The organism is Paenibacillus odorifer (genome assembly GCF_000758725.1).
GTDB lineage: Bacteria > Bacillota > Bacilli > Paenibacillales > Paenibacillaceae > Paenibacillus_AQ > Paenibacillus_AQ odorifer.
On record NZ_CP009428.1, the window covers coordinates 1,711,483 to 1,734,354 of the forward strand.

The following is a 22,872-nucleotide window of genomic DNA, read 5'->3' on the forward strand; positions in this document are numbered from 1 at the left end:
GAATTGAAAACATAAGAAGAGCTAAAGCCAAATCTTAAGAATGTCTTAAGGCTTGAGCCGATAACCTATGCCCCATACCGTCTCGATAAATTCGCTTCCTGGTGCGGCCTTGGTTAGCTTGCTGCGCAAATTGCTCATGTGGACATTGACCGTATTGTCGTCCCCAAAATATGGCTCGTGCCAGACTCTTTCATACAAATTCGCTTTCGTAAACACCTTTTTTGGGGCCGACAAAAGTAACGAGAGAATCTCAAACTCTAGAGCTGTGAGCGTCAGTTCCGCACCATTTGCCGTAACCGACATCGCATCTCGATGAAGTACAAGGCCCTGATGCTGGAGCACGTTAGGCAAAGCCGATTGCGCAATCCGCGAATACAAACGTAGATGAGAATCGATCCGTGCAGAGACTTCTTCAACATCGAAGGGTTTTGTAATGAAATCATCCGCCCCCGCCCGTAGGGCAGACACCTTGGTCTGGGGCTCACCCTTGGCGGAAATGATAATTACCGACATATCGTCCCGCCCGGCAATCCTCTCAAGTAGTTCCTCTCCCGACATGCCAGGCAGCATCAGATCCAGTAGCAGCATGCTCCATTGACGTTGCTCCAGATAGAGAAGTGCCTCCGTTCCCGAGTAAGCGGGTTGGGGAATGTAGCCGCTTTTCTTAATAATGTTGCACAGCAATCGGTTGATGTCGCTGTCGTCCTCAGCAACAAGAATATGTATCGGGTTATTCATTTAATCTCCTTTTTCCACCTAAAATAGGTCGTTATTCGGATGAATGCCTATTAAATAGGATAGCAGGTTTTAGATTCTGTATCCAGATCCAGCCAATTTCTGCATTTTGGTTATTCAAATCTATATCACCGATTCTCGTGAGTTCATTTTTATATAAAAAAGAGACTCTTCTATTTAAATAGAGGAGTCTCTTTGCTATGTTAAGGTATTTAGATAAATAGATTATGACCCGACTGATCGGCTTGGCCGAGGTAATAACCAACGCCGCCGATTCCGACACCGTCAATCAGTTCTTCACGAGTGATGCCCATAAGATCCATGGACATTTGGCAGGCGACGATTTCCACACCTTGGTCGATAGCCATCTGAATCAATTCTTCCAAGGAAGAGATATTTTTGCTCTTCATTAGAGAGCGGATCATCTTCGAACCCATGCCCATCATGTTCATATTTGAAAGCGTCAGCTTCCGGCTGCCGCGTGGCATCATGGCACCGAACATTTTACCGATGAAGTTCTTGTTCACATGCACCTTCTCATCCTTGCGGATAATATTGAGGCCCCAGAAGGTAAAGAACATCGTGACTTTTTTGCCGCTGGATGCTGCTCCGTTGGCAATGATGAAGGAAGCGATCGCTTTATCCAAATCCCCGCTAAAAACAACCATTGTGCTTGCGTTGCTAGTTTGAATTACTTGTTCGCCTGCTCCGGTTGGTGCTGATGCTGAAGCCTCGATAACTCCTTTGCGCAGATAAGCTTCGATCATACCAGTAGGCAGCTTTGTTAGCTGCAAAAGCGTATGGTTGGACATACGAGCCCAAGCCTTGATATCCTCATAAAATCCGGGATCGGAAGCAGTTACCTTCAGGACTTGGCCGTCCAAGAGCGGGTCCATACTCATTTTAACTTGGATCAGCGGCCCTGGGCAGCACAGTCCGCAGGCATCAAGCACGGAATCAGGTGCTAGTTCCGTTTCTATTTTGGATGAAGGGGCACCTATTGTGCTGGAGTTAGCTGTGAAAGCTGTAGCATTGACGGTTGGTGTAACTGTGCCAGTCCCAGTCTCTGTCCCAGTCCCAGTCCCAGTCCCAGTCCCAGTCCCAGTCCCAGGCTCCGTCATTGCTCCCGTTGCTGCGATTTCTTTACTGGCTACGGCTGTATCAACGTTTGGCGTCAAGTTATCTTTTTTTTTAGGCGTAAATTGGCTCATCTGATAGGTTTTATACCCCCCAGTCAGATTTTTCACACGGTAACCTTTTTGCTGCAAAATCCGGGAAGCGGTGTAGCCTCTGAGTCCAACTTGGCAATACACCCAAATTTCTTTACTAGGGTCAAGCTCGTTTAGCCGACCACGCAGATCATCCACAGGGATATTAATGGACCCTTCAATATGACCGTTGGCATGTTCGATTTCCGAACGTACGTCAACTAAAATGGTGTTGTTTTTGTCACGACCCTCTAAATCCTTAGGGACGAATACCGTAGTCAAACCTTGCAAAATATTTTCAGCGGCAAAGCCGGCCATGTTCACCGGATCTTTTGCGGAAGAATAAGGAGGGGCATAAGATAGCTCCAACTCCGTCAAATCAGTGACCGTACCTCTAAAACGAATAACTGTAGCGATATCGTCGATACGTTTATCTACACCGCTGTAACCCACAGCTTGTGCTCCTAGCACCGTACCTTTTGGATCAAAAATCAGCTTCATAGATATCGGAGTTGCCCCCGGATAATAGGTTGCGTGTGAGCTTGGATGTATATAAATCACGTGATACGGCAGACCCAAACGTTGTAGTGTTTTTTCGTTATTTCCAGTAGAAGCACCTGTGACTCCAAAAACCTTAATAATAGAAGTCCCTTGTGATCCTTTGTAAGTTGTGCCGAGACCACTGACGTTGTCCGCAGCAATGCGCCCTTGCTTATTGGCAGGACCAGCTAGTGGAATGGCAGTTTTTGTTCCGTTTACGAAATCAACCACCTCAACCGCGTCACCTACAGCGTACACTTGATCCAGATTTGTCTCCATCCGCTCATTGACTACAATATGGCCACGGGGACCGAATTCTAAGCCACTGTCCTTCAGGAAAGAGGTATCCGGAGAAACGCCGATAGCCAGCAGAACCATATCACTTTGCAGTACAGTGCCACTTGCTAATTGCACCTGTATTTGTTCTCCCACCTCAGCAAACCCTTGGACCATATCGGAAAAAATAAGATTAACGCCATGGTCGTCAAGTTCTTTTGCCAAAATAGAAGACATTTCAGTATCGAACGGAGCTAATATTTGTGGTCCTGCTTCAATTAAGGAAACTTCCAGACCAGCTTCTCTAAGATTCTCAGCCATTTCCACACCGATAAATCCACCACCGATCACCACGGCCGAACGTGTGCTTTCCGCAGCGACTTTAGCTTTGACTTTGTCAGTGTCGGGAATGTTACGCAACATGTGTATTTTGGAACTCTCGATACCAAGCAAATTCGGACGAATCGGTTTAGCACCTGGCGATAAAATAAGCGCATCATAACTCTCTTCATAGGAGCCTTTTTCTATACTTTCTACTCGCACTTTTTTGTTCACGGGGTCGATAGACACTACTTCACTTTGAATCCGGACATCGATGTTAAAACGTTTATGCATCGCCTCCGGTGTCTGCACTAGCAGCTTGGAGCGGTCCTGAATGGAACCCCCGATATAATAAGGAAGTCCGCAATTGGCAAAAGAAATGTACGGATCACGCTCAAACATTACAATATGCACATCTTCATCTAATCTCCGAAGTCGTGCTGCTGCTGATGCGCCTCCTGCAACTCCACCAACAATCAATACTTTTTTACTCATGATGACTTATTCCTCCCCTAAAAATAACTGAATCAGATGTTTGATTTTTTCGTCTTTAACAGAATAGTTAATTTCCAGCCCATTACGTTCGGTTTCAACGATGCCTAGTGATCTAAGCTTCTGTAAATGCTGGGACACCGTAGATTGGGGAAGGTCGAGACAGTCCTGCATGAAGCTCACGTTGCAGCTGCCCTTTTCCAGAAGTCCTTTGATGATGCACAAGCGCACGGGATGAGCTATAGCCTTTAAGGTTTCGGCGGTTTGGTTATAAGCTTTAAAATTTTTGTCCATGGTAACGAACACCTCGCTTTACAATATCCTTATATCGTAATATTATGATATAGTGATATGGAAATCAAGTTATTTTTATAAAGGTGAAGGAGAGATGCTCGATGTCTTTTAAAATTTCAAAGGAAATTACCCCACAGCAAGTTGCGGAACGCTTGAAGAATGGCGAGACTCCTACCATGTTGGATATACGCGAACCAGCCGAATGGGTGGAGGGACATGTAATGGGTGCTAAGCATATTCCGCTTGGACAGCTATTGATGCGCATAGATGAATTGGATTCTCATGGCGAGATAATTGTGATGTGCTTAAGTGGTGGCCGTAGTGGACTGGCTTGTGAGCTGCTGAGTGAAAAGGGGTATAACGTTGTGAACATGACGGGTGGATTAGGGGCTTGGACGGATGATTTTTTGGTACGGGAGTAATGGCATGAGCATGATGGTACGGATCCTACTGAGTATCTTAATTGTCTTTAGTATTTTGAGGTTTTTACGTTATGCATGGCCTGTTCGTTCACTTTCTTATATAGAAGTCCGTGAGGTTCGCGAATTAGCAGATCAATCACTGGCTATGAAAATGCTCGATGTCAGGGATGCCGTTGATTACCAGAAGGACAGTATCCGTGGTTCGATAAATATATCGCTTGGGCGGTTACCCTATGTCTGGCAGCACTGTCTATCTCCAGGCGATTCGGTCTTAATTCTTGCAGGAAGCTACTACAATAGAAATAAAGCTGCGCGAATTCTTTATAAGCAGGGATTTCGTAAGTTATATGCGGTAAACGGTGATTTGTTAGGGAACAAAAGAACGCTCTCCGACATTTCTGTGAAAGGTTGTTGTGAAGGATAATGGATTTATGATCATTGATTTCCCGTCTCGGATTGAAGCTAGGGTGTCGAAGTCAGGGTGTCGATGGAATGATCTCTTATGATGCCTATGGGCGAGGCGCTCGGCATGCACATTTGCTAGGTGAGGGAGAGCAGTGAAGAGGAGCAATATGTCACTCTAGTTGAGCCGCTATATTAATGGTGCTAAGTTGTGATGTTGTGGCTAGGTCGCTATATTAATGATGCTAAGTCGCGATGTTGTGGTAGGTCGCAATATTAATGTTGCTAAGTCGCAATGTTGTAGGTAGGTTGCTACATTAATGTTGCTAAGTCGCGATGTTGTGGCTAGGCCGCTAAGTCAATGTTGCTAAGTCGCGATGTTGTGGCTAGATCGCTAAATCAATGTAGCCAAGTCGATGTTGTAGCTAGGGCGCTAAGTCAATGTAGCCAAGTCGATGTTGTAGCTAGGGCGCTAAGTCAATGTTGCTAAGTCGCGATGTTGTGGCTAGATCGCTAAATCAATGTAGCCAAGTCGATGTTGTAGCTAGGGCGCTAAGTGATGTAACTAAGACGCAATCCAGCCAGCCTCACTCGAACTCAGTTTTAATTGCATTTTGTGCAGCTAAACTTCAGTAGTTTTAGGAAAAGTAACAATTAACTGCACTTTGTACATCTAAATTTGATCATTTACGCGTAACTACCTTATATCTCCTTTTTTAGTTGTAGAAAGTACAACTAAATGGACTTTTAGGGGGATAAGGGTTAAATAGTTGCATGAAATACAATTAAATAGAAAAATCACAGGTCGATAGCCAGTGAATAGTAGAGAATGGGAGACGATTTTAGACAATTTCAAAAAGGTAGGTCGAATAATATTATTCTAGGGGAACTTAGTCAAACCGAGATTACTTTAACTGAACCTACTATACAAAACATACTATATTGAGCTAAGTCTAGTCGTCTAACTCAAAAGTAGTTTACTTAACCGAGATTGCTCTTGCTGAGCTAATACTAACTGAACTGTAGTGATCTAACTGTAGCTAAATTTAGCTGAACTCACTGTAGTGATCCAATTCTAGCTGAACTCACTGTAGTGATCTAACTGTAGCTGAAATTACTTTAATGCAACATACTCTAACCAATGTGATTTTTTAATAGGCAAGTATATTTAGCTCGATGCTAACGTTGAATGTAGAGTGTCATTGACAGCATAAGAAGGCGAATACTATACTTTTGAGTAATAGGACGAAGCACGTCCCGCATCCATAATTGGGTGCGGGATTTTTTTATGCCAAGGAGGAGGGGAACGTTATGGGATTTACGGAAGAACATCGTAAGTGGGTGGAAGATCATATTAGTCGAAGAACGGGAGAAAGACGGGGGAGATTGGAGCGGGGACATGGGCATGGTGAGCGAATGTTTGCGGAGAAGGTTTGGTGGCCGATGATGGGTCATTTTGATGATCTCCATCCTGAATATGAAGTGTTGGATTGGCGGGGATGGCCTTATTTTGTTGATTTTGCGTGGAAGCCTGGGCAGGTTAAGTTTGCTTTTGAGGTAAAAGGTTACGGCCCACATGTGCAAAACACAGATCGGACGCGTTATCGGCAGGAATTGAATCGAGAGACTTATCTACAAATCGCGGGTTATCGGGTAGTGGCGATACCATTTGATGATCTGGAAGCCAATCCTGAGAATACTATTTTTTTGTTGAGATCATTACTGATGCCATACCTTGCCTTGAGGACAGAAGAGAAGGAGGCGTTTAGTCGACTGGAGCGTGATATTTTGCAAATTGCGGTGCGTTCGAACGGGGACATTCGGCCTGTTGATTTGGTGAGGGAGCTTGGCATTGATCTTCGTACAGTTAGGAAATGTATGAGGTCGCTTTGTGAGAAAGGTAAGTTTAAGCCGATAGTTTCCCAGGTGAGTGGGAGGGTTTGTCGCTATGAATATGTACATTCACTTAACGATATTCAGCTGTGGTGAATGAACGGTATAAATCCCGTAGATTGCGGAGATGGAGCGAGAAGTGGGCAAATAAACGGTATAAATCCCGTAGATTGGAGGCGTACAGCGGGAATTGGGCAAATGAACGGTATAAATCCCGTAGATTGGAGGCATGGAGCGAGAATTGGGCAAATGAACGGTATAAATCCCGTAGATTGCGGAGATGGAGCGGGAATTGGGCAAATAAACGGTATAAATCCCGTAGATTGTGGGCGTGGAGCGAGAAGTGAGCAAATAAACGGTATAAATCCCGTAGATTGTGGGCGTACAGCGGGAATTGGGCAAATGAACGGTATAAATCCCGTAGATTGTGGGCGTGGAGCGGGAATTGGGCAAATAAACGGTATAAATCCCGTAGATTGTGGGCGTGGAGCGAGAAGTGGGCAAATAAACGGTATAAATCCCGTAGATTGTGGGCGTACAGCGGGAAGTGGGCAAATGAACGGTATAAATCCCGTAGATTGTGGGCGTACAGCGAGAAGTGAGCAAATAAACGGTATAAATCCCGTAGATTGTGGGCGTACAGCGAGAAGTGAGCAAATAAACGGTATAAATCCCGTAGATTGTGGAGATGGAGCGAATAACGAGCAAACCTACGTACTCACATCATCCCCCTAAATCTCTAATTATGACCTGATTTCTATTTAGATTGTTAAGGTGTTGCGGAGGAGGGGAATCTTCTATGATTAGATGGATAGGACGTATAGGAGTTTTTTTGAAGGATTGTCCTCGGGAATGAATGAAACCGCTATCAACAAGAGACGAAGGAGCGATTTTGATGGGAACAGATATAGCTAAATATCCATTTCAACAGATTGATTTACCTTTAAATGAGCGAGTGCAGGATCTGATCTCCAGACTAACACTTGATGAAAAAGTAAGCCTGATGCCTCAGTATCAAGCTGCCATAGAGCGTTTGGGTGTTGGGGCCTACAAGCATGGTACGGAAGCGGCGCACGGGATTTCTTGGCTTGGAAAAGCGACTTCTTTTCCTCAGCCAAGCGGACTGGCTTGTACTTGGAATCCAGAGCTGCTGAAGGAAATTGGTTCGGCCATCGGAGATGAAGCTAGAGCCTTTTATAAAAAGAATCCAACGGTGAACGGTCTGACGTTATGGGCGCCAACGGTGGATATGGAACGTGATCCACGTTGGGGAAGAACTGAGGAAGCTTACGGTGAAGATCCAGAGTTGACCGGCCGACTCAGCACATCACTAGTGCAGGGAATCCAAGGTGATCACCCGGTCTATTTGAAAGCGGTAGCAACGCTGAAGCATTTCCTCGGCAACAATAATGAGATTGAACGCGGGAACTGCTCCGCGAGCATCGATCCGAGAAATATGCGGGAGTATTATCTGGAAGCGTTTAAGCCTGCTTTTCAAGAGGGTGGCGCACAGTCCATGATGACCGCTTATAACTCGGTGAATGGCATGCCTGTTATTCTTCATCCGGCAGTAATGGATGTGGTCAAAGGCGAATGGGAAATGGATGGCTTTATCGTAAGCGATGCCGGCGATCTTTTTGGGATCGTGAAGGATCACAAGTATTATGAATCTTTTGCACAATCGATGGCTGAATCTATCAAAAATGGAATTGACAGCGTAACAGAAGAAACCGCAGAGACAATCAAGGTTCTTCACGAAGCGCTAGACCAAGGCCTCTTAGCAGAGGAAGATTTGGATCGTGCACTTGCCAATACTTTCAGAGTTCGTTTCCGTTTGGGAGAGTTCGATCCGGTTGAAGGTAACCCGTACGCAGCAATCGACGATTCCGTTATTCTTAGCAAAAAACATACGGCACTCTCTTTGGAAGCTGCGAAACAATCTATAGTATTGTTGAAGAATGAACAAGGCACATTGCCATTGAACAAAAGCAGTCTGAGCAAATTGGCGATTATTGGTCCGCTTGGTGATGAAGCCTTTAGAGATTGGTATTCTGGCACATTACCTTATGGAGTGACTCCTTTGCAGGGTGTTAGCAAAAAGCTGCCTGGTAAACACATTACTTTTGAGAGTGGCGCAGATCAGATCATTCTTACTTCAGCTGCAAACGGCCAAGCCATTGGAATCACAGGTGAGGACGGAAGACTGGCTGTACAGCATGACATAGCAGAGCACGGAGAATTGTTCCAACATACAGCCTGGGGTTGGACTAGCAATACTCTGAAGGCGACAAGTCGCGGTCAGTATGTAACTTTAAGCGAAGCAGAGACTCTCACAGCATCTGCTGATGAAATTTACGGCTGGTTTGTAAAAGAATCGATTAACATCGTTCCGGAAAGCGAAGATACGGTATCTTTGCGGACCTGGAATGATAAAATGATCTCGGTGAATCCGGAAAATGGAACGCTGCAAGTGGCAGATCAGGATGCTAATGCGGAAGCACGTCTTTTTAAAAAGAACATCGTAACTAACGGCATAGAGGCTGCAGTAGAAGCTGCCAAGGCTGCGGAAATCGCTGTGGTTTTTGTGGGCAACCATCCACTCCTTAACGGAAAAGAAGAAATCGATAGACCGGATATTGTGCTTCCAGAGGAGCAAGAGCGACTGGTCAAAGCTGTCTATGAAGCGAACCCGAATACAGTTGTAGTCATTGTCGGCAGTTACCCGATAACTTCCACTTGGATTGACGAGAACATCCCGGCTGTATTGTATACCTCCCACAGTGGACAAGAGCTGGGCAATGCGGTGGCAGAAGTTCTTTTCGGCGATTACAGTCCTTCCGGCAAGCTGAACATGACTTGGTTCCGTTCTGTAGAACAGCTGCCTGAGCTGATGGATTATGATATTATCAAAGGCAAAAGAACATATATGTACTTTGACGGAGAGCCACTGTATGCGTTTGGACACGGCTTAAGTTATGCCCAAGTTTCCTACAGCAACCTAAGCCTAAGTGCTAAGGAGCTGCAAGCGGATGACACGTTTAAAATTTCCGTTCAAGTAGAGAATACAGGCGTTGTTGATGGGGACGAAGTGGTGCAGCTATATGTGCAAGCTCTGAATTCCCGGGTGAAACGTCCGATTAAACAGTTGAAGGGTTTTGAAAAAGTAAACCTAACCGCAGGTCAATCGCAAACCATAGAGTTTACGTTGCCGGTTGCCGATCTGGCATTCTGGGATGTTACCCGTGAGCAATATTGCGTGGAAAATGGAGAGTACATGGTTCTGATCGGCCGTTCATCTGCTGATATCCAATTATCCGCTCAACTATCGGTTCAAGGGGACGTTATTCCGTCGCGTAATCTGTATATCAATACCAAAGCAGAGAATTACGATGACTACGAAGGCGTATATCTGGACGAGTGCAAAGCAGGCGGTGCTTCCATACATCCAGTAAAAGATGGCGCTTGGATCGCTTTTAAAGATGTATTGTTCGAGCAAGGGGCAGGAGCTTTTGAAGCCTTGGTATCCTCTGCAAAAGGTGGCACCCTCGAGATTAGAACGGGCAGCCCAGCAGGGACAATGGTTGGATCTGTGACTGTACCATCGGGTGACGTGTTGCAGCAGTGGAACACACTTACTGGTGAAGTATCCGTGGAATCTGGAACTACCGATGTTTATCTCATCTTTAATGGTGAGGTACTGCTTAGCCGTTTTCAATTTAATCAATAAGATAAGCTAGAGCGCTCTTAATTTCTTTGGATGGAGAGGTGCCTGTATGGATTGTTTAGGATGTCGGATCGCTAACGGGATTGAGCCTAACGTAAACGTAGTATACGAGAATGAAATTGTAACTTGTGTGCTCGACATTGCTCCATTTAACGAAGGACATCTCTTAATTCTCCCTAAAAAGCATTATTGGGATCTCGAAGATATCGATTCAGAAACATCGTATGCGATTATGGACGCTTCAAAGAAGCTATCAGTTGTCCTGAAGGTTTTGTTTGCACCTGATGGCATCAGCATTTGCCAAAATGGTGGGAAGTTTAACGACCTGACTCACTATCATATGCATCTTATTCCTAGATACGAAGGAGATGGCTTCGCTTGGAGCGAACCAATCCATCCGCACGGTGCCGAAAAGTTATTAAGCCAAACTCAAGCTGAAATTCTCAGTATCATAAATGAGTATTAAAAAAAGGACATTCCTGAAAGATCAGGGATGTCCTTTTCGTTTCTTTTCATCTAATCACAACCGCCCCCGCCAGCATCTCCACCACCACCGAAGTCTCCACCGCCACTATGTCCGCCGTCTCCACCCCAGCTATGCCCCCCGCTGTCAGGTCCAGAGTGGTGATGCGAGTGATCTCCAGGGTGATGATGATGGTGGTTAGAGTGGTTTGGATCCAGCAGATCCGGATGACTGGCAGCCATAAAAGACATGTTGGCGGCATCATTTTGCCTATTTCTATCAAAGGTACTTCTGTTCGAGCTCGAGCCATTCCGTATAACGGCTTGTATAATAATAAATACAGCGACACCTACAAATAGTATCCCAAAAACCATAACGAACCTCTCCCTTCAACTCCAAAAATTAGTTATTAGCTGCTTTCGTCAAAAACTCAAGATTTCTGTAAAAAATACTCCCATAATTCCAGCCCAGATAAGGCTCAGGAATTTCTATATGGTTCACATTCACATTCATGTCTTCGTGTATTAATGATTCGCTAATATGGATTATATCATTTATATATCGTTTTATTTGCTGTAGATAATGTTTTTGAGTAACGGGCCCGTGACCGGGAACAATTATGTTCACATCTAAGCGCTCGACATAAGTAAGTGCCTCCAACCGGGATAAGGGATTACCGTCTACTAATAATGGATGATTATCAACAGCGACAATATCTCCAACAAAAGCTAAAGAATCGGAAGGAGAAAATAGAATAGAATCGCATTCCGTATGGGCAGCACCCACCGATAAGAGCTCAACGGATCTAGCCGAGCCATGTATGGTCATTTTGCGGTCATAAGTTAGTTGGGGAAGCGTTACTTCAAGCGTTAGTATAGACTCTTTGATTTCTTGTAAATAACCTATTTGCGAAAGGAGCTCTCGTTGTTTGGAAGCGTTCAGTTCGAGCTCGAGAGAGGTATTAAGCTTATTAAGATCCTCATCAAGATTAGGAAGCAGTTTCTTCATTCGGGCTAGCCAGTCGGGTTGAGTTTTTATCATGAGCTCTCTAGTTCTACTGGAGGATATGATTACTTCTTCCGAGAAGAATTGGTTCCCTCTAACGTGGTCTCCATGCCAATGGCTGTTGATGACGTATTTGATAGGTTTATTAAAATAATACAGAGCGGCATCCCTAAGATCTTTGCCAGCTTGTGGAGTGTTGAATGTATCAAAGATTAATGTGTAATCACCCATATCTATCAAACCGGCATTGCTCATGGCTCCGCCTTGCTCCTTCGCTTCAAGGCAATAAATGCCTTCCACTAGAGGGACGCAGTTAAAATGTCTGGAATGAAACATAAATTAACCTCTTTTCCTAGATAATCGAATGAAATTTATATCTATTTTATAATTTTATGGAAGTTTATACTATGATTTAATTACTCTCGGAATAGAAAAGGTTGCTTTTATACGCCCGATTTGCTACCATACGATGTAACTTAATCATTTATTTGTTTTCTAGGGTTCCGCAGCGAGTGCACAGCTGGTCTGGTCCGAGGGAAAACGCACGAACATTAAGTTTGTGTCTACACGGAGGGATAAAAGCCCGGGAGGTATCGCCATTTGGCGATGACCTTCCGGGCTTATTTGTTTGTCCGTGGGCAATCATAAGATATGGTGAATTGAAGGAGGGCTTGAAATGAAAAAGAATTCAGAGTGGCTGAAGGTAGTTGGCGCTGCGATTTTCGAAGTCATGTGGGTCATAGGTTTAAAGCATGCTTCAAGCGTGTGGGAGTGGCTGATCACAGTTGTAGCCATAATAATAAGTTTCTATGTCATTATTTCAGCAAGCAGTAAATTACCGGTGGGTACCGTATATTCTGTATTTGTTGGGCTGGGGACAGCAGGTACAGTCATTGCGGACATGGTTTTATTCGGTGAACCCTTCAAGCTAATGAAGCTGGTACTGGTGGTTATTTTGCTGGCAGGAGTAATAGGTCTGAAAATGGTAACTAACGAAACCAAAGATATCAAAGAAACTGAAATAAAGGGGGAGTCTTAAATGGCATGGGCATTTTTGGTTGTTGCTGGATTGTTTGAAATGTTCGGAGTGGCTATGATCAACAGGTTGAATAAACACCGGAATCTGCAGTCGTTTTTGCTGCTCTTCCTTGGTTTTGGTGGAAGTTTTCTTTTTCTATCATTTGCAATGAAAAGTTTGCCTATGGGTACAGCTTATGCGGTATGGACGGGGATCGGTGCATCTGGTGGGGCGATTTTGGGGATGCTTTTATATGGAGAGGCCAAAGATTGGCGGCGGGTTATCTGTATTTTTATGATACTGGGAGCCGCAGTGGGGCTGAAGTTGATAGCGTAGTTAGCAATCAATTTGTTGCTTTTTCTCTCCTAAAGGAAAGATAAGTTATAAATTAGACACGATTCAGATGTTTCGAAAGGGTCATAAAGGTCGTATAAAGTAAGTATACAATTTATCGGTAAGGAGATTTTTACAATGACTAAGGATTCAATCGAGCATTTGGCTGAAATTGTGAAAGTGAACCGAGCTAACCGCATACTTCTTCCAGATGGTACCTCTCTGCCTAGAATAGGACAGGGAACTTGGAATATGGGTGATGATGTTTCCCGTAGAGAGGAAGAAATTGCTGCTCTTAGATTAGGCGTGGAACTAGGCATGGATTTGATAGATACGGCTGAGATGTATGGGGAAGGAAACTCAGAGCTTTTAGTAGGTGACGCTATTAAAGGAATTCGGGATGACGTTTTCCTGGTGTCCAAAGTATACCCACATAATGCCGGCAACGAGAATCTTATTCGCAGCTGTGAAGAAAGCTTGCAACGACTGAATACGGATCATCTGGATCTCTATTTACTGCACTGGCGGGGAGATATTCCGCTTGAAGTGACTGTGGAAGGCATGGAGAAACTGGTCTCTCAAGGTAAAATAGCAAGATGGGGTGTATCGAACCTTGATGTTGACGATATGAAAGAGCTGCTTAGTATAGCTGGGGGAACTCACTGTGCTATGAATCAGGTGCTGTATCATTTAGGGTCGAGAGGCATTGAAGCTGAATTGCTGCCATGGCAGAAAAGTCACCGCATGCCCGTAATGGCGTACTCTCCGCTTGCACAAGCAGGCGCGCTCCGCAAAGGGGTTATTGAGAGTGAGGCGGTTCAGGAAATTGCCCGTGTTCATAACGCAACACCACTGCAAATAATGTTAGCTTGGACGATCCGCGAGGAGGACATTATTACGATTCCGAAAGCTTCTTCACGTGAGCATGTAATTGAGAATGCTGCTGCAGGTTTAATTACGCTGAGTGAAGAAGAAAGATGGAAGCTGGATGAGGCTTTCCCGATACCTTCGTGGAAAGTGCCACTGGATATGAGTTGATATAGCTGTCTGAGAATGGTCAAGGAGCTCGCCGTGAGGCGGGCTTTTTTTATATGGGACGGGGGATAGGGGAGTATCTATAGGACACAGATGATCTTAAACGCAGAAATATGCCACTTTTGGAGGAGTATCGGACACCATAGTCGCTATTAGCATGAATGACACCAATTATGAGCCCATTTCTATGGAATAGCGTCATCTGGGTCCGGAAGCAACATTGGGGGCGTAAATAGTAAACAACATGGGTGCGTTAGCAAGCAACTTGGGGGACATAAACAATAAACAACGTGTCGCCGTAAGCAAGCAACTTGGGAGCGTAAACAATAAACAACGTGGGTTCGTAAGCATCATGGGTCCGTCGTAGTACCTATAGCGGGATCAGCGGGCAATGGGGTTCATAAGCATAAGCACAATTGTTTTTTAGAAGTAATATCGGGGTTTGTAAACACCACTGGGGCGCAAGTGACACAGGTCCGTAAGCCACGACCCCAAAAAAGAGCAGCAATCCTTCAAAAAGGATTGCTGCTCTTTTAAAAATAAGAACCTAGCTGTTCTCGATAATCGTTTGCAGTGTAGTGCGGTCGAGGCCTTCTACGAGTTTAACTAACAGCTCTTTAGCAGCTTCGTAGTCATCGCTATGAATAACTGATGAAGCGGTATGAATGTAGCGGGAGCATATTCCGATGACTGCGGAAGGAACGCCGATTCCACTTACATGAACCTGACCTGCATCTGTTCCACCTTGGGAGACAAAATACTGGTATTTGATCTTGTGAGTATCCGCTGTGTCTTGTACATATTCGATCAGGCCGCGATGTGTAACCATCGTTGGATCAAAAATGCGCAGGAGAGCGCCTTTACCCAAATGGCCAAAGGCTTGGCTATCACCGGTCATATCAGCAGCAGCGCTCGCATCCAAGCCAAAGAAGATGTCTGGGGACAGAAGATTAGCGGCTGTACGTGCTCCACGAAGTCCAACTTCCTCTTGTACGGTAGCTCCAGCATAAACAGTATTAGGCAGCTTTTTGCCGTGTAATGATTTAACCAGCTCAATGGCGAGACCTACGCCGTAACGGTTATCCCACGCTTTAGCCATGATTTTTTTAGGGTTGGCAAGCGGGGTGAACGGACAGATTGGCAGTACTTGTTGACCTGGTCTGACGCCAAAGCTTTCTGCCTCTTCACGGCTGTCTGCACCGATATCAATATACATTTTGCTGATTTCGCCCGTCTTGCCGCGTTCTTCAGCGCTTAGTAGATGGATAGGGGTGCTGCCAACAACACCAGTCAATGTGCCTTTTGGTGTAATGATTTGGAGACGCTGGGAAGCAACAGCAGAAGCAAGCCAGCCGCCTAGCGGTTGAAAACGAATCATCCCGGTGTTAGTAATTCCGGTGACCATAAAGCCCACTTCGTCAAAATGTCCAGCGACCATAATTTTTGGCCCGTTTTCCTCACCGCGCAATACGCCGAACAGACTTCCGAGACGATCCTGCACGAACTCTTCGGTATAAGGTGTCATAGCATCCTTGACGTAAGCGCGGAGTTCGCGCTCAAAGCCCGGGGCTGCAGGGAATTCGGTAAGTGTTTTGAATAGATCCAATGTTTCTTGATTCATTTGAAATCACTCCTTTATTAAAATATAAGGACGTATAAGCTTTGCGTTATACATCATCCTTATAGTTCTACGAGAAACGGTTGCCATCCAAAATGGACGACAACGTTATTTCTTCCTGCCACTTAGTATGAACATTGTGAGCTCACTTGTCCATGCTAAAGAGACAAATGAACACCCGGTGAACGCTCCGCGAATACAATGCAATAGGGGCTCTGGTGGCAGGAGCTTTAGAAAGGATGCGAAGGAAATGAGGGTAGCAGGTAGTGTACCCAAAAGAAGGGTGCAGGGAGGATACTCCAAAAGAAACCTAAAGGTTAGCGGAGCGCGCAGACGTTACTGGCGCCACAACTCTCTGGAAAAGGAAGCGGTGCTTATTCTTGTGCTGTTCCTGCTGCTGATAGTTGTGTTACTGTATTTTTCCTGAATTGGAGGGACATAACGAAGCGGGGTATGGCAAACAATAAGGAAAACTTCTAAGCGAAGAAACAACTTGAGGGGCTCAAAGTGAGTACTACTATGATGCTTGTCAGCCCCCTTCGCCTAACTTTCAGGAGGTGCTCTCAATGCCGGCGAAAACGAAAAAATCGGGTGTCAAGCTGAAGCTTGATACCCTGACCCCGCAAGATTACGAGAAATTGTCCAAGCCCTTTGTACCCGCTAGGCCCGTATTCAAAAACTGTGTGCGAGCATTTCTTGCTGGCGGCCTAATCTGTGTAATTGGACAAGGGATTCAGGAGGCTTATATGGCCATATTCGATATGACCTCCAAAGAAGCCGCAAGTCCAACTGTAGCGACGATGATTCTACTCTCTGTAATTCTGACCAGCTTTGGCGTTTATGACAAAATGGCCCAATGGGCCGGTGCAGGAACTGCGGTTCCGGTTACTGGTTTTGCGAACAGTATGTGTTCAGCAGCTCTGGAACACCGTGCGGAAGGACTTGTGCTCGGTGTGGGTGGCAATATGTTCAAGCTGGCGGGTTCAGTCATCGTATTTGGTGCTGTCGCTGCTTTCATAATTGGTATCGTCTATCTCTTTTTAGGCGTAGGTGGAGGTGCACATACATGAAACAGCTTGGCAGTCAGACTTGGGAGTTCACGAGCCGTCCCGTTATTTTAGGCTCTTCCGCTGTAGTGGGGCCTGAAGAGGGAGAGGGTCCATTAACGTCAGATTTTGATTTTATATTTGACTCCCTGGAAATGGGAGAAAAAACATGGGAAAAGGCCGAGCGGGCTCTTTTCGAAAAAGCTTCCCTACTGGCACTGATTAATGCAAACCTCGATAAGGAGAAGCTGGAGTTTTTTGTTGGCGGAGATTTGATGAACCAGATTATCAGCAGCTCCTTCGCGGCAAGAAAATTAGGTGTGCCTTATCTTGGAGTCTTTGGTGCTTGCTCCACTTCCATGGAGAGCCTGGCGATTGCCTCTATGATCGTTGATTCCGGAGGGAGCAAATACGTGCTCGCGGGAACATCTAGCCATAACTGTACGGTGGAAAAGCAATTCCGTTATCCTACCGAATACGGTTCACAGAAGCCGCCAACAGCGCAATATACGGTCACAGGCTCGGGCTGTGCTGTAGTAGGTCAGAATGATGGGACTGGCAACAATCCGGTAGTGGTCTCGGCTACCCTTGGACGAATAATGGATCTCGGTTTGACAGATCCTTTTAATATGGGAACAGCGATGGCACCGGCGGCGGCGGATACGATCACTGCGCATTTTCGGGATACCGGACTATCCCCCGGGCATTATGACTTAATTGTAACAGGCGATCTTGCATCTGTAGGCTTGCCCATTGCGAAAACCTTATTAGCTAAAGAAGGGATTCCAATGGAGCAAACAACCTTTGATGATTGCGGTTTGCTTATCTACGATTTGGAGAAACAGAAGTATGTGATCGCCGGAGGAAGTGGTTGCGGATGTTCCGCGGTAGTGACTTATGGTCATATACTCAAGCGTATTAAAAAAGGTGAGCTTAAACGGGTGCTGATTGTGGCAACTGGAGCCTTATTATCCCCATTGTCATACCAGCAGGGAGAGAGCATTCCGTGTGTGGCTCATGCTGTTGCTATAGAAAGTGGAGGTGAAGTTTAATGATGATTTACTTATGGGCTTTTCTGATCGGAGGAGCCATTTGCGTTATAGGCCAGCTGATGTTTGATGTATTGAAGCTGACACCTGCACATACGATGAGTACATTAGTTGTAGCCGGAGCGATTGCTGATGCTTTTGGCATCTACGATCCACTTGTGAAATTTGCGGGTGCAGGCGCAACCATTCCAATCACAAGCTTCGGTAACTCTTTGGTCCATGGGGCATTGACAGAGCTGGAACGGGATGGCTGGATCGGTGTAGTTACAGGGATTTTTGATATCACGAGCGCAGGGATTTCGTCAGCGATTGTGTTCTCTTTCCTGGCTGCATTGGTTGTCCGGCCTAAAGGATAATGGGATTCTAGCGCTTTAGATTAGAACCTGCGGGACATTGTGTCCTGCGGGTTTTTGGTTTGTTTACACTTCGTAAGCTTCAACAATGTACTTTGGGTCCCCTAATCATGTAAAATATAAATATTACTGCTTATTCTGACCTAGGAGGATCATATATGCCCGTTCGTCAAGAATCAATGCACATCATGAATGCTGTCCGTAATAATCTAGAATCCTGCATACTTGGAAAATCATTTGAAATACAATTGCTGCTAACAGCGCTGCTTGCCGGTGGTCATGTTCTGATCGAGGATGTACCGGGAACAGGAAAGACCCAGCTTATTCGCGCACTTTCCAGATCAATGTCCGGAGAGTATCGCCGGATACAATGTAATCCTGATATTCTTCCGAGTGATATTACCGGTGTATCTGTGTATCATCCGAGGGACGAGATGTTTCATTTCCGCCCAGGTCCAGTGATGACGAATATCCTGCTGGCCGATGAAATTAACCGAGCCACCACAAAGACACAATCCGCCCTTCTGGAAGTGATGGAGGAACGAAATGTAACCGTAGATGGGGAGACCTATCCGCTGCCGCATCCATTTATGTTGTGCGCCACCCAGAATCCGATAGATTTTGAGGGAACCTACACGTTGCCGGAAGCTCAGTTGGATCGGTTTATGCTAAGAATTAGTCTTGGTTATCCTGATGCAGCAACCGAAAAAAATCTATTGCTGAGCCACCAAGAAGGTCAACCAGTGGACAGGCTTACAGCCGTCACTAGTATGGAGCAGATCGCTAGTATTCAGGAGGAGATTCGTGAGATTTATATGAGTGATCCTGTACTGAATTATTTGTTAGATATTGTGCGCCAGACAAGAGAGCATCCGCTTGTATTGCTCGGTGCAAGTCCACGAGCTTCGTTATCGTTTATGCTGGCTTGTAAAGCTTATGCTTTCTTACAGGGAAGAGATTATGTGCTTCCAGATGACGTAAAGGTGCTTACTCCATTTGCCTTGGGTCATCGTATATTGCTGCGTCCAGAGTCGCGCCTAGATAATGTTAGCGTAGATTCACTGCTTCAAAAGCTTCTGCAGAGCATTCATGTGCCTGTTACGATGAGGCAATAATATGAGACGTTATTTGTCTACGGTGGCAGCTCGCATTCAGCCTACTAAATTCGCCAGCATCCTTGTAATTTGGAGTATTACTCTCTTATATGTACTATTTCAGGGCGGCAAAACTGCATTTATGTTGTTTATTATGGTCTCTGTACTTATTGCATATCTGATTGCTGGAGGTTTGGGAGGCGTTCGGCGGGCTAAGGGTGTTCGCAGTTTTTATGCCGAACAGGATAAGGGAGATTTGCTCTCTGCCGGTGGGTATCTTCGTGTAGGTCTGAAGGTCACAATCCCGGGGATTTTGCCTTTACCTTATGTAGTTGTAAGGGAAGTTCTGAAACGGCATAATGGCGAATCATGGGTATTTGAGGAAAGTCTGATTCCCAGCCTCAGAGGACTTGGGGAACTGCGGTTTCAGACACCAGTTCTGGAACGGGGCACTTATACATTTTCAGATACGGATATCATCAGCCAAGATATTTTCGGCCTTGTCGAGCATAAAGGTACTTTTTTGGCTGAAGGACAGTTTCAGGTGTTGCCTCGTGCAATCTATGTTCCGCGCTGGCAGTTATATGAAAGAAAATCCCGTCTTTCTGGACCACAGACCTCTGTAGTTCAATCCCGTCGTGAGACTACCCAAATTAACGGTGTACGTGATTATGTATATGGCGACCGCTTAACACGTATTCATTGGAATGCAACGGCAAAGACAGGCTCGTGGAAGTCCAAAGAGTTCGAGCATGAGTCGATTCCCAAAACCATTCTAGTTCTGGACGGCTCTGCTTCTGCTTATATGAATTCGAATCAATTTGAACTCGCAGTCTCCGTCGCAGCCTCACTACTTGGATTCGGCATTCGAGAGCGAATTGGGATCGGTCTTTGCTGCTTGGATAAAACCACGAAGGTATTTGCACCTGTTGAAGGTGCTGCTGAGCGTCAGAAAATGATTCAATATTTGATCGATCTTAACGCCGAAGGGCATGGTCCACTCATTTCCCGTTTGGAAAAAGGATATCGTATGTTCCCTAAAGGCTCATACTTCGTGCTAATTAGTCCTCAAAGTGGCCAACCTGTACTGGATGCATTACGTTGGGCTGACAGCAGAGGGATGACTCCGTCTCACATTCATATAGGGAATTTATCAGAAACGAACAGCAGCACAGATTGGACAGACGTTCTAAGATCTCGGGGGATTACAGGCTACAGCATTAATTCACTGCAAGAGCTTCCCATAGTATTAGGAGGGGAAGTCTGATATGAAAAACTGGTGGAATCAGATGAAATTCTCCTGGCACCGTTCTTTAGGTCTATTGTGGCTTTTGATTATAGCCCACCAGTGGGTCTCTTATACGGAGCCTATCTGGTTAAGACAGACAACTGCTGTTGTGTGGGCTGCATTAATAACGATCACTGTTATTGAAATCATAATTCCTGTTAAAGTTCAAATAAGGCTCTTTATTGAAGCGGCAGCTATTATTTATATCGTTTATCGTATACTTATCAATTATGGTATATACGTCGCTGATCCTTGGGCAACAACCCTCCCGGACAGACTGCAGGATATTGCAGTTCATATGGTGCCCTATATCTGGTTTGCTCTCGGGGCCTCAGCCCTGCTGCTGTTGTCGTCTTGGTGGGCATCCTCAAAAAGACGTATTTTATGGTTTATAGGAATTAACATAGTGGCTTTTGCTGCCTTGGATTCCTTTACATCTATTGTTTTGTGGCAGGAAGTAGCCTGGACGGTATTTGCGGGGATGGGCTGGCTGGTCAGCCAGCATCTGAGAAGCTTCCAGCTTCAATATCCGCGTGGTTGGGTGCATCTGCTGAAATATCCCACGAAAATAGTCATTAATATTGCCATCGTCTTCTCTTTGGTCATCCTAATTGGAGTGAATATGCCTGGGGTAAGGCCTACCCTAACCGATCCTTATACCGCTTGGCAAGAATGGAATGGGATTGGGAAGTCTTCTGGGAAGGGCACAGTTGGGACCACGAAATCTGAGATGGGTTCTGTCTCCCCTACTAACAATACTTCGTCAGGTTACAGTCTGAATGATGATCAACTAGGCGGCGGCTTTACCTTCGATTATACACCGGTGATGACAGTGGTTTCTGATTTGCGTATTTATATGCGGGGAGAAACGCGCAGATTATATTCCGGAAGAGGTTGGGTCGATAGAGATCGGTTAAATCGGGGACCTCTAGAAGCGGTGGATGTAGGTGAAGCTTTAGAGAGCAGTGTGGGTTCTAAAGTAAATACACGAACACTGAAACAAACAGTAACCGTGCTTAATAATAATGAATTTCCCGTACTATTTGGCACTTATTCAGTTTCTTCGGTGGATTCTTTAAATGGAGAAAAAGCTGGAGATGGACTCTCCTGGAGAAGCCGAGACAGCGAGCTGATCTGGGATGTGGATGGGAAGAAACTCGCTTACCCGTCTACCTTTGAGGTGACGTCTGAGGTTCCTGTAATTCCTGTTCAAGAATTGACAACAAAGACGTATGAGGAGCTATATAAAGGGAACGATTTGGAGAAAATGTTTCTTCAACTGCCTAACGATTTTCCTAAAAGAGTCAGGGAGCTGGCTGAGGAAATCACGGCTGAAGGAAAAACGCCGTATGAAAAAACAGCGCTTTTGCAACAATACTTACAACAAACCTTTCCATATACCAATAATCCAGATATATCACGTGTCACAAGCAACGATTTTGTAGAAGGGTTTTTGTTTGAGTTAAAGGAAGGTTACTGTGATTATTATTCTACGGCACTGGTTACTATGGCGCGCTCTCTGAACATCCCTGCACGATGGGTTAAGGGGTACGCACCTGGGGAACAGCCAGAAATCCCAATGAATCCGGCACAACAGCAATCAGGCACAGTGAATAATAATTATACAATTACCAATGCGGATTCCCACTCTTGGGCTGAGGTTTACTTTGGTGATTATGGTTGGATTCCAGTTGAAGCTACACCTGGATTTAATATTCCGCTTTTAACTCAGAATGAGCAAACCCCTGAAGTCGAGTCAGAAGATCAAGAAGAACAGGCAGAACCTACACCAGCGCCTGTGAATAACGCACAAGAAGATCAAGGGTTTCATGTAGGTCTTTGGGTTGTTGTGGCAGCTGTAGCGGTGTTGCTGTCCTGGACGATTTTTATAGTTTGGCATAGACGCTTTAAGCTTCGCTTCTTCATGCAGCAGCTGCGCAATGGCCGGCCTTTAACGCCAGATCAGAAAGTAGTGACGGAAACTGAGCGTTGGGTAAGGTATTTGCATCGCAAGGGAATGCTAAAAGAAGAGCACGAAACTTTACGTGAAGCCGTAGATCGCTGGAGTGGAGAACGGCCGGCAGTGGCTGATCATCTATACTCACTACTAACAATGTTCGAAAAGGCGAAATATAGCCCTGAGGTTATTGAAGACAAAGACTGGCAGAGCGTGTATACTGAAGCTTTGTGGGTGCGGAGAAAAATGAGATCCAAGAAATAACACTTTGCGTGAAAGTATAGCTACAGATTTATTTGCGATGCG

The 22,872-nt window shown here is 45.3% G+C and carries 22 protein-coding genes and 1 riboswitch; of the genes, 15 read left to right on the plus strand and 7 right to left on the minus strand.

Annotated elements, in window-relative coordinates; all coding sequences use genetic code 11:
• Window positions 1–45: 45 nt before the first annotated feature.
• From PODO_RS07280 to PODO_RS07290, 3 genes are all read right to left on the minus strand, one after another.
• Window positions 46–738, minus strand: coding sequence for a response regulator transcription factor (locus PODO_RS07280; RefSeq protein WP_038569427.1), 693 nt, complete (start codon window positions 736–738; stop codon window positions 46–48).
• A gap of 209 nt (window positions 739–947) precedes the next feature.
• Window positions 948–3,575 carry a DsrE/DsrF/DrsH-like family protein gene (locus PODO_RS07285; RefSeq protein WP_038569429.1) on the minus strand — a complete coding sequence of 876 codons (2,628 nt, stop codon included), beginning with the start codon at window positions 3,573–3,575 and terminating at the stop codon, window positions 948–950.
• A gap of 6 nt (window positions 3,576–3,581) precedes the next feature.
• Window positions 3,582–3,866 (minus strand): ArsR/SmtB family transcription factor, encoded by a 285-nt coding sequence (locus tag PODO_RS07290; RefSeq protein ID WP_036675735.1) that lies wholly within the window; start codon window positions 3,864–3,866, stop codon window positions 3,582–3,584.
• A gap of 101 nt (window positions 3,867–3,967) precedes the next feature.
• Here PODO_RS07290 and PODO_RS07295 point away from each other — a divergent pair, with 101 nt between their 5' ends.
• The 3 genes from PODO_RS07295 (at window position 3,968) to PODO_RS07305 (ending at window position 6,679) form a co-directional block, all read left to right on the plus strand.
• Entirely contained in the window at window positions 3,968–4,288 is a 321-nt protein-coding gene (locus tag PODO_RS07295) for a rhodanese-like domain-containing protein (protein ID WP_038569431.1), read from the plus strand.
• 10 nt (window positions 4,289–4,298) lie between these two features.
• Window positions 4,299–4,712 (plus strand): rhodanese-like domain-containing protein, encoded by a 414-nt coding sequence (locus tag PODO_RS07300; RefSeq protein ID WP_169744748.1) that lies wholly within the window; start codon window positions 4,299–4,301, stop codon window positions 4,710–4,712.
• A 1,289-nt stretch (window positions 4,713–6,001) separates the two neighbouring features.
• Window positions 6,002–6,679, plus strand: coding sequence for a winged helix-turn-helix domain-containing protein (locus PODO_RS07305; protein ID WP_038569433.1), 678 nt, complete (start codon window positions 6,002–6,004; stop codon window positions 6,677–6,679).
• Here PODO_RS07305 and PODO_RS30455 read toward each other — a convergent pair.
• Complete coding sequence (locus tag PODO_RS30455; RefSeq protein WP_080742678.1) at window positions 6,667–7,251, minus strand: DUF1720 domain-containing protein; 585 nt, start codon at window positions 7,249–7,251, stop codon at window positions 6,667–6,669. The two genes, PODO_RS07305 and PODO_RS30455, sit on opposite strands and share 13 nt — an antisense overlap.
• Window positions 7,252–7,439: 188 nt before the next feature.
• Here PODO_RS30455 and PODO_RS07315 point away from each other — a divergent pair, with 188 nt between their 5' ends.
• A complete protein-coding gene (locus PODO_RS07315) occupies window positions 7,440–10,310 on the plus strand; it encodes a glycoside hydrolase family 3 protein (RefSeq protein WP_244886439.1) in 2,871 nt (956 codons plus the stop codon).
• A gap of 46 nt (window positions 10,311–10,356) precedes the next feature.
• A complete protein-coding gene (locus PODO_RS07320) occupies window positions 10,357–10,773 on the plus strand; it encodes an HIT family protein (protein WP_038569451.1) in 417 nt (138 codons plus the stop codon).
• 50 nt (window positions 10,774–10,823) lie between these two features.
• Here PODO_RS07320 and PODO_RS07325 read toward each other — a convergent pair whose 3' ends face one another.
• Window positions 10,824–11,144 carry a hypothetical protein gene (locus PODO_RS07325; protein ID WP_038569455.1) on the minus strand — a complete coding sequence of 107 codons (321 nt, stop codon included), beginning with the start codon at window positions 11,142–11,144 and terminating at the stop codon, window positions 10,824–10,826.
• A 28-nt stretch (window positions 11,145–11,172) separates the two neighbouring features.
• Window positions 11,173–12,111 (minus strand): MBL fold metallo-hydrolase, encoded by a 939-nt coding sequence (locus PODO_RS07330; RefSeq protein ID WP_038569457.1) that lies wholly within the window; start codon window positions 12,109–12,111, stop codon window positions 11,173–11,175.
• 148 nt (window positions 12,112–12,259) lie between these two features.
• A riboswitch (guanidine-I (ykkC/yxkD leader) is annotated at window positions 12,260–12,367 on the plus strand.
• A gap of 84 nt (window positions 12,368–12,451) precedes the next feature.
• On the opposite strand from PODO_RS07330, the gene PODO_RS07335 reads away from it, so the two are divergent.
• The 3 genes from PODO_RS07335 (at window position 12,452) to PODO_RS07345 (ending at window position 14,164) form a co-directional block, all read left to right on the plus strand.
• A complete protein-coding gene (locus PODO_RS07335) occupies window positions 12,452–12,814 on the plus strand; it encodes a DMT family transporter (protein ID WP_036675723.1) in 363 nt (120 codons plus the stop codon).
• A complete protein-coding gene (locus PODO_RS07340; RefSeq protein ID WP_036675721.1) occupies window positions 12,815–13,129 on the plus strand; it encodes a DMT family transporter in 315 nt (104 codons plus the stop codon).
• A gap of 135 nt (window positions 13,130–13,264) precedes the next feature.
• Window positions 13,265–14,164 (plus strand): aldo/keto reductase, encoded by a 900-nt coding sequence (locus PODO_RS07345; protein WP_038569459.1) that lies wholly within the window; start codon window positions 13,265–13,267, stop codon window positions 14,162–14,164.
• A 544-nt stretch (window positions 14,165–14,708) separates the two neighbouring features.
• Here PODO_RS07345 and PODO_RS07350 read toward each other — a convergent pair.
• Complete coding sequence (locus PODO_RS07350; RefSeq protein WP_038569461.1) at window positions 14,709–15,782, minus strand: M42 family metallopeptidase; 1,074 nt, start codon at window positions 15,780–15,782, stop codon at window positions 14,709–14,711.
• 247 nt (window positions 15,783–16,029) lie between these two features.
• On the opposite strand from PODO_RS07350, the gene PODO_RS30975 reads away from it, so the two are divergent.
• From PODO_RS30975 to PODO_RS07380, 7 genes are all read left to right on the plus strand, one after another.
• Window positions 16,030–16,206, plus strand: coding sequence for a hypothetical protein (locus tag PODO_RS30975; protein WP_155288103.1), 177 nt, complete (start codon window positions 16,030–16,032; stop codon window positions 16,204–16,206).
• A 139-nt stretch (window positions 16,207–16,345) separates the two neighbouring features.
• Window positions 16,346–16,849 (plus strand): stage V sporulation protein AC, encoded by a 504-nt coding sequence (gene spoVAC, locus PODO_RS07355; RefSeq protein WP_036675716.1) that lies wholly within the window; start codon window positions 16,346–16,348, stop codon window positions 16,847–16,849.
• A complete protein-coding gene (gene spoVAD / locus PODO_RS07360) occupies window positions 16,846–17,877 on the plus strand; it encodes a stage V sporulation protein AD (RefSeq protein ID WP_038569463.1) in 1,032 nt (343 codons plus the stop codon). Before spoVAC ends, spoVAD begins: the two co-directional genes overlap by 4 nt.
• A 2-nt stretch (window positions 17,878–17,879) precedes the next feature.
• Window positions 17,880–18,230 carry a stage V sporulation protein AE gene (spoVAE, locus tag PODO_RS07365; RefSeq protein ID WP_036675923.1) on the plus strand — a complete coding sequence of 117 codons (351 nt, stop codon included), beginning with the start codon at window positions 17,880–17,882 and terminating at the stop codon, window positions 18,228–18,230.
• Between the two features lie 155 nt (window positions 18,231–18,385).
• The gene (locus PODO_RS07370) at window positions 18,386–19,342 is read left to right on the plus strand and encodes an AAA family ATPase (protein ID WP_038569465.1); all 957 of its coding nucleotides are present in this window, start codon (window positions 18,386–18,388) and stop codon (window positions 19,340–19,342) included.
• A gap of 1 nt (window position 19,343) precedes the next feature.
• Complete coding sequence (locus PODO_RS07375) at window positions 19,344–20,588, plus strand: DUF58 domain-containing protein (protein WP_038569466.1); 1,245 nt, start codon at window positions 19,344–19,346, stop codon at window positions 20,586–20,588.
• Window position 20,589: 1 nt separating this feature from the next.
• Complete coding sequence (locus tag PODO_RS07380; RefSeq protein ID WP_038569467.1) at window positions 20,590–22,830, plus strand: transglutaminase domain-containing protein; 2,241 nt, start codon at window positions 20,590–20,592, stop codon at window positions 22,828–22,830.
• The last annotated feature ends 42 nt before the right edge of the window (window positions 22,831–22,872 follow it).